The 16110-nt window shown below is 68.9% G+C and carries 13 protein-coding genes; 11 read left to right on the forward strand and 2 right to left on the reverse strand.

What is annotated here, in order from left to right; genetic code table 11:
- Nucleotides 1-235 (forward strand): FG-GAP repeat domain-containing protein (locus E3T55_RS07185; protein ID WP_134518901.1); only part of this gene is annotated, 235 nt, incomplete at its 5' end.
- A 109-nt stretch (nt 236-344) separates the two neighbouring features.
- On the opposite strand, the gene E3T55_RS07190 is transcribed toward E3T55_RS07185, so the two are convergent.
- Nucleotides 345-995 (reverse strand): class I SAM-dependent methyltransferase, encoded by a 651-nt coding sequence (locus E3T55_RS07190; protein WP_134518902.1) that lies wholly within the window; start codon nt 993-995, stop codon nt 345-347.
- Nucleotides 996-1035: 40 nt separating this feature from the next.
- Here E3T55_RS07190 and hflX point away from each other — a divergent pair, with 40 nt between their 5' ends.
- The 3 genes from hflX to metE all read left to right on the forward strand — a co-directional run bounded on the left by hflX (nt 1036) and on the right by metE (nt 6404).
- On the forward strand, nt 1036-2571 hold the full coding sequence (gene hflX, locus E3T55_RS07195; RefSeq protein ID WP_134518903.1) for a GTPase HflX: 1536 nt from the start codon (nt 1036-1038) through the stop codon (nt 2569-2571).
- A gap of 450 nt (nt 2572-3021) precedes the next feature.
- Complete coding sequence (locus tag E3T55_RS07200) at nt 3022-4062, forward strand: methylenetetrahydrofolate reductase (protein ID WP_134518904.1); 1041 nt, start codon at nt 3022-3024, stop codon at nt 4060-4062.
- Nucleotides 4059-6404 (forward strand): 5-methyltetrahydropteroyltriglutamate--homocysteine S-methyltransferase, encoded by a 2346-nt coding sequence (gene metE, locus E3T55_RS07205; protein ID WP_134518905.1) that lies wholly within the window; start codon nt 4059-4061, stop codon nt 6402-6404. Before E3T55_RS07200 ends, metE begins: the two co-directional genes overlap by 4 nt.
- A 111-nt stretch (nt 6405-6515) precedes the next feature.
- On the opposite strand, the gene lexA is transcribed toward metE, so the two are convergent.
- The gene (gene lexA, locus E3T55_RS07210; protein ID WP_241992927.1) at nt 6516-7211 is read right to left on the reverse strand and encodes a transcriptional repressor LexA; all 696 of its coding nucleotides are present in this window, start codon (nt 7209-7211) and stop codon (nt 6516-6518) included.
- Between the two features lie 275 nt (nt 7212-7486).
- Between lexA and E3T55_RS07215 the strand changes: the two genes are divergently transcribed.
- From E3T55_RS07215 to E3T55_RS07245, 7 genes are all read left to right on the forward strand, one after another.
- Nucleotides 7487-7843 (forward strand): LysM peptidoglycan-binding domain-containing protein, encoded by a 357-nt coding sequence (locus tag E3T55_RS07215; protein WP_134518907.1) that lies wholly within the window; start codon nt 7487-7489, stop codon nt 7841-7843.
- Nucleotides 7844-7870: 27 nt separating this feature from the next.
- Nucleotides 7871-8989 (forward strand): histidinol-phosphate transaminase, encoded by a 1119-nt coding sequence (locus E3T55_RS07220; RefSeq protein ID WP_134518908.1) that lies wholly within the window; start codon nt 7871-7873, stop codon nt 8987-8989.
- Nucleotides 8990-8993: 4 nt separating this feature from the next.
- Nucleotides 8994-9614 (forward strand): imidazoleglycerol-phosphate dehydratase HisB, encoded by a 621-nt coding sequence (hisB, locus tag E3T55_RS07225; protein ID WP_134518909.1) that lies wholly within the window; start codon nt 8994-8996, stop codon nt 9612-9614.
- Entirely contained in the window at nt 9611-10270 is a 660-nt protein-coding gene (gene hisH, locus E3T55_RS07230; RefSeq protein WP_134518910.1) for an imidazole glycerol phosphate synthase subunit HisH, read from the forward strand. The genes hisB and hisH overlap by 4 nt, the downstream gene beginning before the upstream one ends.
- A 67-nt stretch (nt 10271-10337) precedes the next feature.
- Entirely contained in the window at nt 10338-11084 is a 747-nt protein-coding gene (gene priA, locus E3T55_RS07235; protein ID WP_134518911.1) for a bifunctional 1-(5-phosphoribosyl)-5-((5-phosphoribosylamino)methylideneamino)imidazole-4-carboxamide isomerase/phosphoribosylanthranilate isomerase PriA, read from the forward strand.
- A complete protein-coding gene (locus tag E3T55_RS07240) occupies nt 11068-11883 on the forward strand; it encodes an SseB family protein (protein ID WP_134518912.1) in 816 nt (271 codons plus the stop codon). The genes priA and E3T55_RS07240 overlap by 17 nt, the downstream gene beginning before the upstream one ends.
- Before the next feature lie 124 nt (nt 11884-12007).
- Nucleotides 12008-16110 (forward strand): Lhr family ATP-dependent helicase (locus E3T55_RS07245; protein WP_134518913.1); only part of this gene is annotated, 4103 nt, incomplete at its 3' end.

The following is a 16110-nucleotide window of genomic DNA, read 5'->3' on the forward strand; positions in this document are numbered from 1 at the left end:
GACCGGTGATGGCCGGGCGGATATCGTCGGGTTTGGTGATGCCGGGGTGTGGGTGTCGTTGAACAATGGCAACGGTACGTTCCAGGGTCCGGTGAAGGTCGTCGACAACTTCGCCTACAACGTCGGCAGCTGGCGCGTCGAGCGGCACCCGCGGATGCTCGCCGACGTGAGCGGTGACGGCAAGGCCGACATCGTCGGCTGTGGTGACGCCGGAGTCTGGGTGACGCTCAGCTGATTCGGCCGTGCCCGCCGCAGCGCACCAGACCGCACCGCACCGCACCGCACCGCACCGCACCGTATCCCATGCGTGCGGTGCGGTGCGGTCTGCGGTGGCGGCGTCGGTGTCAGTCCCGGTCGACGCGCAGCACGCGGAAGCCCTTGGAGATGGTGTCGCGGGTGACCTCGAAATCGCCCGGTAGCTCGGCCTCAAGCCAACGGTGCAGCGAATCGGAACCGAGATTACGCTGCACGACGAGCCAGCCCGTGGTGTCGGCCTTCAGCCGCGGCAACCAGGTCAGCATGATGTCGTGCAGCATCTCCTTGCCCACCCGAATCGGCGGGTTCGACCAGATCGTGTCGAAGCGGATGTCGGCGGGCACGTCCTGCGGCAGCGCCGCGATCACGTTGCTCAGGCCGAGGCGCGTGGCGTTGGCGCGCACCAGGTCGAGGGCACGCTCGTTCACGTCGACGGCCCAGACCGTGGCGGCGGGGGAGGACAGCGCCAGATGCAGTGCGATCGGGCCCCAGCCGCAGCCGAGGTCGAGAAAGGTACCCGACTCCGGCGGTTCCGGAATGTTCTTCAGCAGCACCTCGGTGCCGCCGTCCAGATGCTGCGGGCTGAAGACGGCATTGGCGGTCACGACCTCCCGCGGCGCTCCGGCGAGGTGCACGGTGATCTGCCGGGTCTTGAGTTCGCTCTGTGACGTTGCGGAAAAATAGTGTTCCGCGGATGGTTCGGCTAAGTTTTCGGGTGACTGCTCGTGCTCGGGTGACATACAGGGAACCTTTCGAGATCGATCAACTAAGGTTAACGGGATGATTGAACCAACCGTGCACGATGACGATGATGTAGTTGCCCGGGTGCTCGCGAGCGCCGACACCCGCGCGTCCGGGTATTCGCTCTTTCGGAGCGGGTCAGCGCAGGCCCTGCAGAACGAATCCGATGTCGCCCGTCACGACGACGGTGGTCACGACGGTGACCAGTCCGAACGTGAAGACCGCAACGCGCTCCGCCGGGTCGGCGGATTGTCTACCGAACTCGAAGACGTCACAGAGGTCGAGTACCGCCAGCTTCGCCTCGAAAACGTGGTGCTCGTCGGTGTCTACACCCACGGCACCGTCGACGATGCCGAAAACTCGATGCGCGAGCTCGCCGCCCTCGCCGAAACCGCCGGCGCCACCGTGCTCGACGGGCTGCTGCAGCGCCGCGCGACCCCCGACCCGAGCACCTACCTCGGTAAGGGCAAGGCGCAGGAAGTCGCCGACCTCGTCAAGGCGATGGGTGCTGACACCGTCATCGCCGACACCGAACTGGCCCCGAGCCAGCGCCGCGCCCTCGAAGACGTGGTCAAGGTCAAGGTCATCGACCGCACGGCCGTGATCCTCGACATCTTCAGCCAGCACGCCAAGAGCCGGGAAGGCAAGGCGCAGGTCGAACTGGCCCAGATGGCGTACATGCTGCCGCGCCTGCGTGGCTGGGGTGACTCCATGTCCCGCCAGGCCGGTGGCCAGGTCGGCGGTACCGGAGCCGGCATGGGCTCCCGCGGCCCCGGTGAGACCAAGATCGAACTCGACCGTCGACGCATCCACACGCGCATGTCGAAGCTCCGCAAGGAGATGGTCGAGATGAAGCCGGCCAGAGACGCGAAGCGTGCGAACCGCAAACGCAACGCCGTGCCATCCGTCGCCATCGTCGGCTACACCAACGCCGGCAAGTCGAGCCTGCTGAACCGCATCACCCGGGCCGGAGTACTCGTCGACAACTCCCTCTTCGCGACCCTCGACGCGACCGTGCGCAAGACGACCACCGAAGACGGCCGCCTGTACACGCTCACCGACACCGTCGGGTTCGTGCGCAACCTGCCCCACCAACTCGTCGAGGCCTTCCGCTCGACCCTCGAAGAACTCGCCGACGCCGACGTCATCGTGCACGTCGTCGACGGCTCGCACCCCGACCCGGTCAGCCAGCTCGCGACCGTGCGCGACGTGATCGGGGAGGTTGGCGCCCGAGAGATTCCCGAACTCGTCATCTTCAACAAGAGCGACCTCGTGAGCGAAGACGACCGGCTCGTGCTGCGCGGCCTCGAGCCGCGCGCGATCTTCGTCTCCGCCCGCAGCGGCGAGGGCATCGAGGCGGTGTTGTCACAGCTCAGCGATCTGTTGCCGAGCCCGCAGATCGAGCTCACCCTGCTCGTGCCCTATGACCGCGGGGACCTCATCGCTCTGCTGCACGATCAGGGCCGCATCGACTCGACCGAGTACGTGGAGGGCGGCACCCTCGTGCGCGCCTTCGTCACGCCCGAGATCGAGAGTCAGTTCACCCCCTTCACGGCTGTCCTCCCGGCCAGCTGACCCGACGGCGCTGACCCGACGGCGCTGACCCGACGGCGTTGACCCGACGGCGTTGACCCGACGGCGCTGACCCGACGGCGCTGACCCGGCCAGCTGACCCGACGGCGTTGACCCGACGGCGTTGACCGCGCCCGAAACGGGTGGCCGCTACGGCCGTTACCGTAGCGCGTACCGAGATGGGGCGCGCTCATGGCCGAGGGGCGCTCGGAGCGCCCGCACGAGCGTCCGAAACATGGCGTCACACGCCCCTGACAGGCCTCGGGGGCGTTGCTACACTCAACTCAATCGTTGCCACCGGGTGTGTTTGCCCGGCGACATGGAGCGACAGCCGAGCCCGGCACCCGCCCGCGAGCGCCGCCAGTCTGACTGGCGGACCGCGGCCGCCCGGCCGCACAGTGCACCACGCAGGCCCACCGCCTGAGCACTTCGCTTTCTGCCGAATGAGGAACCATGGCCCCCACGGACCCCGCCTGTATCGCGTCAGCGCCGCCGCGCGTTCCGTTCTCCTTCGAGCTGTATCCGCCCAAAACGGATGCCGGCGCCACCGCCCTGCACGCCACCATCGATCGCCTCGCAGCGGCCGGCCCCGAGTTCATCTCGGTCACCTACGGCGCCAACGGCTCCTCGCGTGGTTCCTCGCTCGAGGTGCTGAAGTACATCCTGCACGAGACGCACGTGGATCCGATGGCGCACCTCACCTGTGTGGGATCCTCCCATGCCGAGGCGAGCGCTCTGATCCGCGAGTTTCTCGACGCCGGGGTGCACAGCTTCCTGGCGCTGCGCGGCGATCCGCCGCAGGGAACCCGCGAGGGCGACTCCTTTCTCGGCGACCTCGGCAGCGCCGCGGAACTCGTTCAGCTGATTCACCGCGTGCAGGCCGAAAAGGTGCCGTACCGCGAAACCGTCATCCCCGGGCTGCCGCGGGCACGGCGGCTCAGGACCGACCGCGAAAAGGTGCGCATCGGCGTGGCAGCGTTCCCCAACGGACACCCACAGTCCCGGTCAACGTCGCAGGATATCGACACCCTGCTGGCCAAGCAGGCCGCCGGTGCGAACCTCGCCATCACCCAGTTGTTCTTTCACGCCGACCACTACCTGAGCTTCATCCAGCGGGCCCGCGAGGCCGGGGTCGAGTTTCCGATTCTGCCCGGCATCATGCCCGTCACCAGCCCCAACCGGCTGCGCCGCATTCTCGAGTTGTCGGGGGAGGAACTTCCCTCTGAACTCTCCATTCAGCTCGAGATCGAGCCGACGGATGCCGGCCAGCGCGAAATCGGCATCGACCACGCCGTGCGCCTCGGCCAGGAACTGCTCGCCGGCGGTGCTCCCGGCCTGCACCTCTACGCCTTCAATCAGCACGACACCGTGCTCTCCGTTCTCGAGGGTTGTGGGGCGCTGCCGAATGGCCGCACCCCCACGCCCCAGCCCCACCCGACCACGGCCCCCACGATTCTTCGTGTGGCCTCTCACCCAGTCAAGGAATCCGCATGAGCACGCCAGCACCCTTCCCGTCCGGCACCATCCTCGGCTACCCGCGCATCGGGCGTCGTCGCGAACTCAAGAAGGCCGTCGAGGCCTTCTGGGCGGGCAGCATCAGCGCCGATGAGCTGGAAACCACCGCGGCCGGCCTGCGCGCGGCGACCCGTGAGCGCCTCGCCGGCCTCGGCCTGGGCCGCACCGACTCCGCGATCCCCGAGAGCTTCTCCTTCTACGACCAGGTGCTCGACACGGCCGTCACCGTCGGCGCGGTGCCCACCCGCTTCGCCTCCCTGATCCAGGCCGACGGCACCCTCGACCTCGCGGGCTACTTCACGTTGGCCCGCGGTGAAGGCAGCAGCCTGCCGCTCGAAATGACCAAGTGGTTCGACTCCAACTATCACTACCTCGTGCCGGAGATCGGCCCGGAGACGGTGTTCTCGCTCGCAAGCGACCGCATCGTGCGCACCTTCGACGAGGCCAGGGCCGCCGGCTTTCTGACCCGTCCGGTCATCGTAGGACCGGTGACCTTTCTGCTGCTGAGCAAGCCGAGTGACGCCGCCCCCGCCGGATTTTCACCGCTCTCCCGCCTCGACGACCTGCTGCCGGTCTACGCCACCCTGCTCGATCGGCTCTCCGCCGCCGGCGCGGAGTGGGTGCAGATCGACGAGCCCGCCCTCGTTAGCCAGAGCATCGACACACCGAGAGCCGAGACGCTCGGGGCCACCCGGTTCAGCTACGAAACGCTCGGCCGGCTCGCCCGCCGCCCCTCGATCTTCGTCTCGGCCCCCTACGGCAGCCTCGACGACGCGCTGCCCGTTCTGGCGGCCGCCCCGATCGAGGCGCTCGGCCTCGATCTCGTGCGCGGCGCGGCACCGGATGCCACCCCCAACCTAGTCGCCGACCTCACCGACAAGACCCTCGTCGCGGGTGTCGTCGACGGGCACAATATCTGGCGCGGTGACCTCGGGGCAGCGCTCGAGCGGGCCGAAGGCCTGCGGGCGCTGGCTGCGCGGGTCACCATCAGCACGTCAACGTCGCTGCTGCACGTACCGCACTCCGTCGCCGATGAGTCGGCACTGGGAGTTGAGCTCACGTCCTGGCTCGCTTTCGCCGACGAGAAGATCACCCAGGTCGCCGTGCTGGCCCGAGGCCTGCGCGAGGGTCGTGCCGCCGTCGCGGTCGAGCTCACGGCGGCCAGCGACGCCCTGGCCGCCCGCGCCGCAGCCCCGGGTGTGACGAGCGCTCCGGTGCGCGCCCGTACGGCGGCGCTGACCCTGGCCGACTTCTCCCGCGGCACCTACGAGGCCCGCCTCGCGGCGCAGGACGAAGCCCTGGCCCTGCCGGTGCTGCCGACCACGACCATCGGTTCCTTTCCGCAGACCAGCGAGATTCGGCGGGCACGTGCCCGCACCGTGCGCGGCACCCTCCTGGCCGAGGAGTACCGGCAGCTGATGCGGGCCGAGATCGCCCGCGTCGTGACGCTGCAGGAGGAGATCGGGCTGGACGTGCTCGTGCACGGCGAACCCGAACGCAACGACATGGTGCAGTATTTCGCCGAAAACCTTGATGGTTTCGCGGTGACCGAGAACGGTTGGGTTCAGTCCTACGGCAGCCGCTGCACCCGTCCGTCGATCCTCTGGGGTGATGTCTCGCGCCCGGCTCCGATCACCGTGGACTGGGCGACGTACGCCCAGAGCCTCACCGCGAAACCCGTCAAGGGCATGCTCACCGGCCCGGTCACGATTCTGGCGTGGTCATTCGTGCGCGACGACCAGCCGCTCGGTGACACCGCCCGCCAGATCGCGCTCGCGCTGCGCGACGAGATCGGTGACCTCGAAGCCGCCGGTATCGGCATCGTGCAGGTCGACGAGCCCGCCCTGCGCGAGCTGCTGCCGTTGAAGACGAAGGACCAGGCCGACTATCTGGACTGGTCGGTCGGATCGTTCCGGCTGGCCACCGCCGGAGTGACGGATGCGACGCAGATCCACACCCATCTGTGCTACTCCGAGTTCGGCGTGGTGCTCGAGGCGATCCGCAATCTCGACGCCGACGTGACGAGCATCGAGGCTGCCCGCTCCCGCATGGATGTCGTGCGAGACATCCGCTCGCAGGGCTTTGATCACGGAATCGGGCCGGGAGTGTGGGACATCCACTCGCCGCGGGTACCGAGCGTGCAGGAACTCGTCGGCCTGCTCGACACGGCCCTCGAATCGATCCCGACCCGTCAGGTCTGGGTCAATCCCGACTGCGGGCTGAAGACTCGCGGCTACACCGAGACGGTGGAGTCGCTGCAGAACATGATGGCAGCGACGCGCAGTGTGCGGGCCCGGTTGGGGGCCTCCGTCTCGGCCTAGACCGGGTGGTGCCCATGAGCGAGTGATCGGCTGACCAGTGTTCAGCCGGTCACTCGCTCGCAGCGGGTAACCGGGGCGGTGTGGCGACCGCGGAGTGACTGGACGGGGTGACTAGACGGAACGGAGGACCGCGACGATCTTGCCGAGGATCTCGGCGAAGTCGCCCACGATGGGTTCGAAGTTGCTGTTGCGCGGCAGCAGCCAGGTGTGTCCGTCGCGCTGGCGGAAGACCTTCACGGTCGCCTCGCCGTCGAGCATGGCAGCGACGATCTGGCCGTTCTCGGCGGTCTTCTGCTGGCGCACGACGACCCAGTCGCCATCCATGATGGCGGCGTCGATCATCGACTCACCAACGACCTTGAGCATGAAGAGCTCGCCCTTGCCGACCAGCTGACGGGGCAGAGGAAAGATCTCGTCGATCTGCTGGTCTGCCGTGATCGGCACTCCGGCGGCGATGCGCCCGACGAGCGGTACCATCGCGGCGTCGCCGACCTGGATGCCGGCAGGAAACTGCTCGGGCGGGCCGGCAGGATCTTCGGGAGCCTGCGGAACCTCGATGAGAACCTCGAGGGCGCGGGGGCGGTTGGCATCGCGGCGCAGGTAGCCGCTGAGCTCGAGCTGGTGCAACTGGTGGGTCACGCTCGACAGCGAGGCGAGGCCGACGGCGTCGCCGATTTCGCGCATGCTCGGCGGGTAACCGCGGCGGCTGACGGACTTCTGGATTACCTCGAGGATGGCGAGCTGACGCTTGCTCAGGGTCTTGCGTCGTCGGGTGGTGGTAGCGCCCTTGTCGGGCGAACCGGTGATGTCCTGGGTCACAATTCGCTCCTTGCGTCTGTCCCGCTGACGGTGGTCACGATCGGCCTGCGAGCGGGAATGTCGGTGGTGTCTGGTTGGGTCTGCAACGAACACCATTTCTAACAAAAGTTTATCTTTCCCGCGGTTTCAAAACAAAGCTTTATTCGAGTGTTTTGCAAAACTTCTGAAAATAAATCGTTGTTAGGGGTTGATTGTTCGAAGACTCGAATATAGATTCGGAACATAGGTACGCATTCCGAGACCGACTTTCAGGAGGCAACACCATGAGTGCAGCAACATCCGTAGAATCCGTTCGTTCCACACTGCGCCTCACCCGGCGCGGGCGCGTCGTCTTCACCGGCCTGGCCGCGATACCGATCGGGGCCGTAGCCCTCGTGCTCGCACTCAACGGCGGATTGGCGAGTGCGGCCGGCCCGACCAACGGCTCAGGCGGCGTCACATTCGAATACGTCACGATTCAGGCCGGCGAGTCCCTCTGGCAGGTCGCCGAGAGCATTGCCCCGACCGCCGACCCCCGCGATGTCATCGCCGAGATCATCAGCCTGAACCGACTCGGCATCGACGCCGTCGAACCCGGCCAGCGTCTCGCGCTGCCGCTCAGCTACACCGCGGCGGAGTAAACCAGCGCACGGCCGTAGCATGGAGCGGTGACCAGTCTTGAAGACCTCCCCCTCCGTTCCGACCTGCGTGGCCTGACCCCCTACGGCGCTCCACAGCTGCACGTGCCGGTCACGCTCAACGTGAACGAGAACACGCACACCATTCCGGAGCCCGTTGCGCTCGACATCGTGAGCAACCTGGCCCGCGCCCTGCTCACGATCAACCGCTACCCCGATCGCGAATTCAGTGAGCTGCGCGACCGACTGGCCGGGTACCTCGGACACGGCCTGACCCGCGAGAACATCTGGGCCGCCAACGGCTCCAACGAGGTGCTGCAGCACATTTTGCAGGCCTTCGGCGGGCCAGGGCGCAGCCTGTTGGGGTTCGTGCCGACCTACTCCATGTACTCGATCCTCGCAGCCGGCACCGGTACCCGCTGGATCGCCGCCGACCGAGACGCCGATTTTGAACTGACTCCGGCGACGGCAGCGGATTGGGTCACGAAGACCCAGCCCGACATCGTCTTTCTCTGCTCACCCAACAACCCGACCGGTACCCCGCTCTCGCTCGAGACGATCGAAGCGGTTTATGCCGCGAGCAGCGGCATCGTTGTCGTCGATGAGGCGTACGCCGAATTTGGCGCCCGCGGAACGCCCAGCGCACTCAGCCTGCTGCCGGGCCGGGAACGACTGCTGGTCTCGCGCACGATGAGTAAGGCGTTCGCCTTCGCCGGGGCTCGCGTCGGCTACCTCGCGGCCGATCCGGCGGTGACGGATGCCCTGCGCCTGGTGCGCCTGCCGTATCACCTCTCCGCCCTCACCCAGGCAGCCGCGAACGCCGCCCTCGCGCACTCGGCCGAGATGCTGGCCATGGTCGACGATATCCGCGATCAGCGCGACCGGCTGGTGACCGAACTGACCAGGCTCGGTTACGCCCCCCACCGCAGCGGCAGTAACTTCGTACTGTTCGGCGGGGTCGAGAACCCCCGCGCCACCTTCGACGCCCTGCTCGCCGACGGGGTTTTGATCCGCGATGTGGGAATCCCCGGCCACCTGCGCGTCTCCGCCGGAACCGAAGCCGAAACGAGCGCATTTCTCGACGCCCTGGCTCGGCTGGAGCCCCCGGTCGGCCCGGTACCGACGAACGCCATCGAGTCCATAAACTAGCCTGATGAGTTCTTCGACGGAATCCGGTTCCCGGGTCGCCCACCTGCAGCGCGAGACCAGTGAATCGAGCATCGACCTCTCGCTCGATCTCGACGGGACCGGGGTGAGCGACATTCACACCACGGTGCCGTTCTTCGATCACCTGCTCACCGCCTTCGCGAAGCACTCGCTCACCGACCTCGTCGTGCGCGCCCACGGGGACACCGAGATCGACGTGCACCACACCGTCGAAGACGTCGGTATCGTGCTCGGTCAGGCCATTCGCCAGGCCCTCGGCGACAAGAGCGGCATCTCGCGCTATGGCGACGCTCTCGTGCCGCTTGACGAAGCCCTCGCTCAGGCCGTCGTCGACATCTCCGGCCGCCCCTACCTCGTGCACTCCGGCGAACCGGTCGGTTTCGAATATCACCTGATCGGTGGCCACTTCACCGGATCCATGGTGCGCCACGTCTTCGAGGCGATCACCGTGCACGCCGCCCTCACCGTGCACGTGACCGTGCTCGGCGGCCGCGACCCGCACCACATTGCCGAGGCCGAGTTCAAGGCCTTCGCCCGCGCCTTTCGCCAGGCCAAGGCCCTCGACCCGCTCGTGCGCGGCATTCCGTCGACCAAGGGCGCCCTGTGACATCGGAGCAGCCCAGCGGGGATTCGCCATCCGTCGTCGTCTTCGACTACGGAACCGGCAACGTGCACTCCGCCGTCAAGGCCCTCGAGCTCGCCGGAGCGAACGTCACCCTCACCGGTGATCGTGCCCTGGCCCTCGCCGCCGACGGACTCGTCGTGCCAGGGGTCGGCGCGTTCAGCGCGGTCATGGCAGCGCTGAAGGCATCCCGCGGCGATGAGATCATCGACCGGCGCCTCGCCGGCGGTCGCCCGGTGCTCGGCATCTGCGTGGGCATGCAGGTGCTCTTTGAGCACGGTGTGGAGCGCGGCACCGACACCGAGGGCCTCGGCGAGTGGCCGGGCACGGTCACCGAGCTGCCCGCTGCGATCTTGCCGCACATCGGCTGGAATACCGTCACGCCCGATGAGAATTCGGTGCTGTTTCGCGGCATCGAACAGGAGCGCTTCTACTTCGTGCACTCCTACGCCGCCCAGGACTGGACCCTCGACGTGCAGCCCCCGTTTCCGAAGCCGCGTCTGACCTGGGCCGAACACGGCGGGCCGTTCCTGGCCGCCGTCGAGAACGGACCCCTCACGGCCACCCAGTTTCACCCCGAGAAGTCGGGGGAGGCGGGCATCCGTCTGCTGAAAAACTGGCTCGGTACGCTGGCGCACTGACCTTCACACCCTTCCACCAGACCTGAAATTCGGCCGACTCGAGCGGCCACCCCCGATTGAGGACACCATGAGCGAGTTCACCAAAGCCCCCCGCCTGACCCTGTTACCGGCCGTCGACGTCGCCGGCGGCAAGGCCGTGCGCCTCACCAAGGGGGAGGCCGGAACCGAAACCAACTACGGCGACCCGGTCGACGCCGCCTCGGACTGGGCCCGTCAGGGCGCGGAATGGATCCACCTCGTCGACCTCGACGCCGCCTTCGGCCGCGGCAACAACACCGGGGTCATCAAAAAGGTCATCCGTCAGGTGCGTGGCGTGCACGTCGAGCTGTCCGGCGGCATCCGTGACGACGCCACGCTCGAAGCGGCCATGAACACCGGCGTCAAGCGCATCAACCTCGGCACCGCGGCCCTCGAAAACCCGGAGTGGGCCGCGAGCGTCATCGCGCAATACGGCGAAGCCGTGGCCGTCGGCCTCGACGTGCGCGGAACCACCCTCGCGGCCCGCGGCTGGACCAAGGACGGTGGCGACCTCTGGCAGGTGCTCGAACGCCTCGAACAGGCCGGCTGTGCCCGTTACGTGGTCACCGACGTCACCAAGGACGGCACCCTGCAGGGCCCCAACATCGAGCTGCTCAAGCAGGTGCTCGACCGCACCCGCAAGCCCGTGATCGCCTCTGGTGGCATCTCGAGCCTCGACGACATCGCCGCCCTGCGCGAGCTGGTACCGCGCGGCCTTGAGGGTGCGATCGTGGGCAAGGCCCTGTACGCGCGGGCCTTCACCCTTCCCGAGGCACTGGATGTCTCGGGCGCGTAACCTCGGATCCACCGGTCGTCCGGGCGGCCCGGAATCGAATCCCGGCGGTGACGCCGATTCGGCCGGTCAGCCGTGGGCCGGGCGGGCCTTCGAACAGAACGACAGCGCCGACGACGACGGGCTCGCGCCCGCGGCCCTGATGACCGTTCTCGCGTCTTTCCGCGCCCGAGAGGTCGGCGAGGAACAGGTTGTCGAGGCGCTGCGTGCCTGCAGACTGCTGATTCCGCTCGTCACCCGGCTCGGCGACGCCGCCGTCGGCCCTCACGGTCACCTGATCGACAAGACCCAGGAGCTGTCGATCATCACCGTGGCCGGCCCCGACGGCCGTAACGTGCTGCCCGTCTTCACCTCGGCGGTCGCCATGACCGCCTGGAACGCCGACGCCCGCCCGGTTCCGGCCGACGCCGTTCGGGTGGCCCTCGCCGCCGCGCAGGAGGAGACCGACCTGGTCGTGCTCGACCCGACCGCCCCGACCGAGTTCGTGATTCGTCGCCCCGCGCTCTGGGCGATCGCCCAGTCGCTGCCGTGGACCCCGAGCTACGCCAGCCGCGCCATCGCGGATGCCTTTGCCGACTCGATCGCCACCGAGCTCGCGGTGCTCGGCGTCACCCTCGCGGCCGGGGATCCGGACGCCCGTCTGAGCGGTCCGGAACTGATCGTGCGACTCGAGCTCGTTGACGGGCTCACCCAACTCGAACTCGACGCCACGCTCGCCCGGCTCGCCGCCCGCTGGGCCGACAGTGAGATCATCGCCACCGGCGTCGATTCGCTGCGGGTGCAGCTGACCGCCTCGCAGTAGGTTGGCCGCTATGACAGCGAAAGCCGGGGCCCCGAGCGGGGCGGCCGAGACCGCCGGGCGACAGTCGCGGGCGACGGCACCGACTCCCGGTTCCGTCGACATCGATCCGACCGACCCCGCCGCTGTGCGGGCGGTGCTCGACCGGTTCTCGCCGGCGACCCGCGGCTGGTTCACCGACTCCTTTGACGCCCCGACCGCGGCGCAGCTCGGCGCCTGGAATGCCATCTCGCGGGGTTCGCACGCGCTCGTCGTCGCGCCGACCGGGTCGGGCAAGACCCTCGCCGCTTTCCTCTGGGCCATCGACCGGCTCGGCACCGCGCACGCCGCTGCCGCCGCGGCTGGTCCGGCCACGGTGTCCGCAACACCGAGCACCAGCGTGCTCTACATCTCCCCGCTCAAGGCCCTCGGCGTCGACGTGGAACGCAACCTGCGCGCCCCGCTCGTGGGCGTCACTCGCGCCGCCGAACGGCTCGGCGCCGCGCCCGTGCAGGTGAGCGTCGGCGTGCGCAGCGGTGACACCCCGGCCGCCGAACGACGGATGCTCGTCAAGTCACCCCCGGACATTCTCATCACCACGCCCGAGTCGCTCTTTCTGCTGCTGACGAGCGCCGCACGGGAATCCCTGCGGGGCGTGCACACCGTCATCATCGATGAGGTGCACGCCGTGGCAGCGAGCAAGCGCGGCGCGCACCTCGCGGTCTCCCTCGAACGCCTCGACGCCCTGCTCGACGCCCCGGCACAGCGCATCGGGCTCTCGGCGACCGTGCGGCCGACGACCGAGGTGGCCCGGTTTCTCGGCGGCAGCGCCCCGGTTGCGATCGTCTCTCCGGCCGCGCAGAAGCGGTTCGATCTGCGCGTCGTCGTGCCCGTCGACGATATGAACCAGCTCGGCCCGGTCGCGCCGCGCGCCGCAGGGAACGGCTCCGACGAGGGGTCGACCAACAGTGCGTCGCTGAGTGCCGCCGCGCCGCAGACCGGGTCGATCTGGCCGCACGTCGAAGAAGCGATCGTCGACGAAGTGCTCGCCCACACCTCCTCCATCGTCTTCGCGAACTCCCGCCGGCTCACTGAACGTCTCACCGCGCGCTTCAACGAGATCTACGCGCAACGCCTCGCCGATGAGGCCGTGAACGTGTCGGATTCCGTGTCGGCAGGCTCGTCCCCGACCCGGCCGCCGGCCGAACTGATGGGAGCCAGCGGACAGACATCCGGTGCCGCGCCCCTGCTTGCCCGCGCCCACCACGGCTCGGTCAGCAAGGAGCAACGGGCCTTCATCGAAGACGACCTGAAGTCCGGTCGGCTGCGCTGCGTCGTGGCGACGTCGAGCCTCGAGCTCGGCATCGATATGGGCGCCGTCGACCTCGTCGTGCAGGTCGAATCGCCGCCCTCGGTCGCGAACGGGCTGCAGCGCATCGGCCGTGCCGGGCACCAGGTCGGCGAGATCAGCCGCGGCGTCATCTACCCCAAGCACCGCGCCGACCTGATCCACGCGGCCGTCGCCGCCGAGCGCATGGTCACCGGCCGGATCGAAGCCCTGCGCGTACCCGCGAACCCCCTCGATATTCTCGCCCAGCAGACCGTCGCCGCCGTCGCCCTCGAACCCGTTGACGTGGAAACCTGGTTCCAGACCCTGCGCCGCAGCGCACCCTTCCACACCCTGCCGCGCTCGGCCTACGAAGCGACCCTCGACCTGCTGGCCGGGCGCTACCCGAGCGATAAGTTCGCCGAGCTGCGCCCGCGGATCGTCTGGGATCGCGATGCCGGCACCCTCACCGGACGCCCCGGCGCGCAACGCCTCGCCGTCACGAGCGGCGGCACCATTCCCGACCGCGGCATGTTCGGGGTGTTCATGGTTGGCGGTGAACCGACCGGCCCTGCTGGCGGGCCCGACGGCACGCCCGGCAGCGGCAAGGCCGCCCGGCGTGCCCCCGGCCGCCGGGTCGGCGAACTCGACGAAGAGATGGTCTACGAGTCCCGCGTCGGTGACGTCTTCGCGCTCGGCACCACGAGCTGGCGCATCCAGGAGATCACCCACGACCAGGTGCTCGTCACACCCGCCTTCGGTCAGCCAGGGCGGCTGCCGTTCTGGAAGGGCGACGGCCTCGGCCGACCCGCGGAACTCGGCGCGGCGATCGGCGCCTTTGTGCGCGAGGTCGCCTCGCTCAGCCCGGTGAAGGCCCGTCAGCGGTGCACGGCCAGCGGACTTGACGAGCGTGCGGTCACCAACCTGCTCGCCTTTCTCAGCGACCAGCGCGAAGCCACCCAACACCTGCCCACCGACCGCACCCTGGTCGTCGAACGCTTTCGCGACGAACTCGGCGACTGGCGCGTGGTGCTGCACTCCCCGTACGGCGCGCAGGTACACGCCCCCTGGGCACTCGCGGTCGGCGCCCGGGTGCGCGAACGGTACGGTATCGACGGTGCCTGCGTGGCGAGCGACGACGGCATCGTCGTGCGCATCCCCGACACCGAAACCGATCCGCCCGGCAGCGAACTGTTCATCTTCGACGCCGACGACCTCGAAGCGATCGTCACCGACGAGGTCGGCGGCTCGGCCCTGTTCGCGTCGCGCTTTCGCGAGTGCGCCGCCCGCGCCCTGCTGCTGCCGCGCTACAACCCCGGCGCTCGCTCACCGCTCTGGCAGCAACGCCAGAAGGCCGCGCAACTGCTTGACGTCGCCCGCGACTATCCGACCTTCCCGATCATCCTGGAGACCCTGCGGGAGTGCCTGCAGGACGTCTACGACCTGCCAGCCCTGACCGCGCTGGCCCGGCAGATCGGCGCGCGCTCCGTGCGGCTCGTCGACGTGACGACGGATGTCGCGAGCCCCTTCGCGACCACCCTGCTGTTCGGCTACGTGGCCGCGTTCATGTACGAGGGCGACACGCCCCTCGCTGAACGCCGGGCCACCGCGCTGGCGATCGACTCCAGCCTGCTGGCCGAACTGCTCGGGCGGGTGGAACTGCGCGAGCTGCTCGACCCCGCCGTCGTCGACCTCACCGACCGGGAATTGCAGCGCCTCACCCCTGACCGGCGCGCCCACGGCCTCGAAGGCATCGTCGACCTGCTGCGCGGCCTCGGCCCGCTGACCACCGAGGAGGTCACCGCCCGGCTGCGCGGCGCGAAACTGCCGCCGGCGCCGGTTGCTGTGGTCGAGGGTGAGGTCGATGCGGATGCCGACCTCGCCGCCCCCGGCTACGCCGCCGTTGACCCCGACACCGTACTCGCCGACCTGAACGCGCTCGTCGCCGCGCGTCGGGCCCTACGGGTCAGTTTCGCCGGCCGCGACTGGTGGGCCGGCGTCGAAGACGCCAACCGGCTGCGTGACGCCCTCGGCGTTCCGGTGCAGATCGGCACCCCGGCCGCGTTCACCGAGCAGGTCGCCGACCCGCTCGGCGACCTCGTGAGTCGCTACGCCCGCACCCATGGACCCTTCACCACCCAGGCGGTCGCCGACCGGTTCGGGCTCGGTACCGCCGTGGTCGCCGCCATTCTGCGGCGTTTCGCCGACGCCCGCCGCGTGATGGAGGGCGAGTTTCGCCCGGCCGGCTCCGGCACGGAATGGTGCGACGCCGAGGTGCTGCGGCGTCTGCGCCGTCGCTCACTCGCCGCGCTGCGCCACGAGGTCGAACCGGTCGACCAGCGCACCCTGGCCCGGTTTCTGCCGACCTGGCAGCACGTGGGTGGCAAGCTGCGCGGAGTCGACGGCGTCGCATCCGTCATCGAACAGCTCGAGGGCGCGCGCATTCCGGCCTCGGCCTGGGAATCGCTCATTCTGCCGGCCCGGGTGGCTGACTACCGGCCAGCCATGCTCGACGAACTCAGCAACGCGGGGGAGGTGCTCTGGGCGGGCGCCGGCACCCTGGCCGGCAACGACGGCTGGATCAGCCTGCACCTGGCCGAAACCGCGCAGCTGACCCTGCCGTCACCGCTCGACGTGCAGACCACGCCGCTGCAGCAACAGATTCTCACGACCCTCGCCGACGGCGGCGGCTACTTCTTTCGCCAGCTCGCGAACGCGGTCGGCAGCCAGGACGACGCCGAAGTCGTCACCGCGCTCTGGGACCTGGTCTGGGCGGGCCTCGTGAACAACGACACCTTCGGGCCGGTGCGCGCGCTGCTGGCCGGCGGGCACACCGCCCACAAGAACGCCCGGTCGGCCCCGCGGGCGCGCCTGCACGCGGGCCGTTCGCTGCCCCGCCCCAGCCTGCCCAACCGCGGCGGACC

Origin of the sequence: Cryobacterium frigoriphilum, from assembly GCF_004403305.1 — a bacterium.
Lineage (GTDB): Bacteria > Actinomycetota > Actinomycetes > Actinomycetales > Microbacteriaceae > Cryobacterium > Cryobacterium frigoriphilum.

Bases quoted from the DNA above. Each gene is read 5' to 3' on its own strand.
- E3T55_RS07240 (WP_134518912.1), top strand. From the start codon at position 11,068: ATGTCTCGGGCGCGTAACCTCGGATCCACCGGTCGTCCGGGCGGCCCG.
- priA (WP_134518911.1), top strand. From the start codon at position 10,338: ATGAGCGAGTTCACCAAAGCCCCCCGCCTGACCCTGTTACCGGCCGTC.
- metE (WP_134518905.1), top strand. From the start codon at position 4,059: ATGAGCACGCCAGCACCCTTCCCGTCCGGCACCATCCTCGGCTACCCG.
- hflX (WP_134518903.1), top strand. From the start codon at position 1,036: ATGATTGAACCAACCGTGCACGATGACGATGATGTAGTTGCCCGGGTG.
- E3T55_RS07215 (WP_134518907.1), top strand. From the start codon at position 7,487: ATGAGTGCAGCAACATCCGTAGAATCCGTTCGTTCCACACTGCGCCTC.
- E3T55_RS07200 (WP_134518904.1), top strand. From the start codon at position 3,022: ATGGCCCCCACGGACCCCGCCTGTATCGCGTCAGCGCCGCCGCGCGTT.
- hisB (WP_134518909.1), top strand. From the start codon at position 8,994: ATGAGTTCTTCGACGGAATCCGGTTCCCGGGTCGCCCACCTGCAGCGC.
- E3T55_RS07190 (WP_134518902.1), bottom strand. From the start codon at position 995: ATGTCACCCGAGCACGAGCAGTCACCCGAAAACTTAGCCGAACCATCC.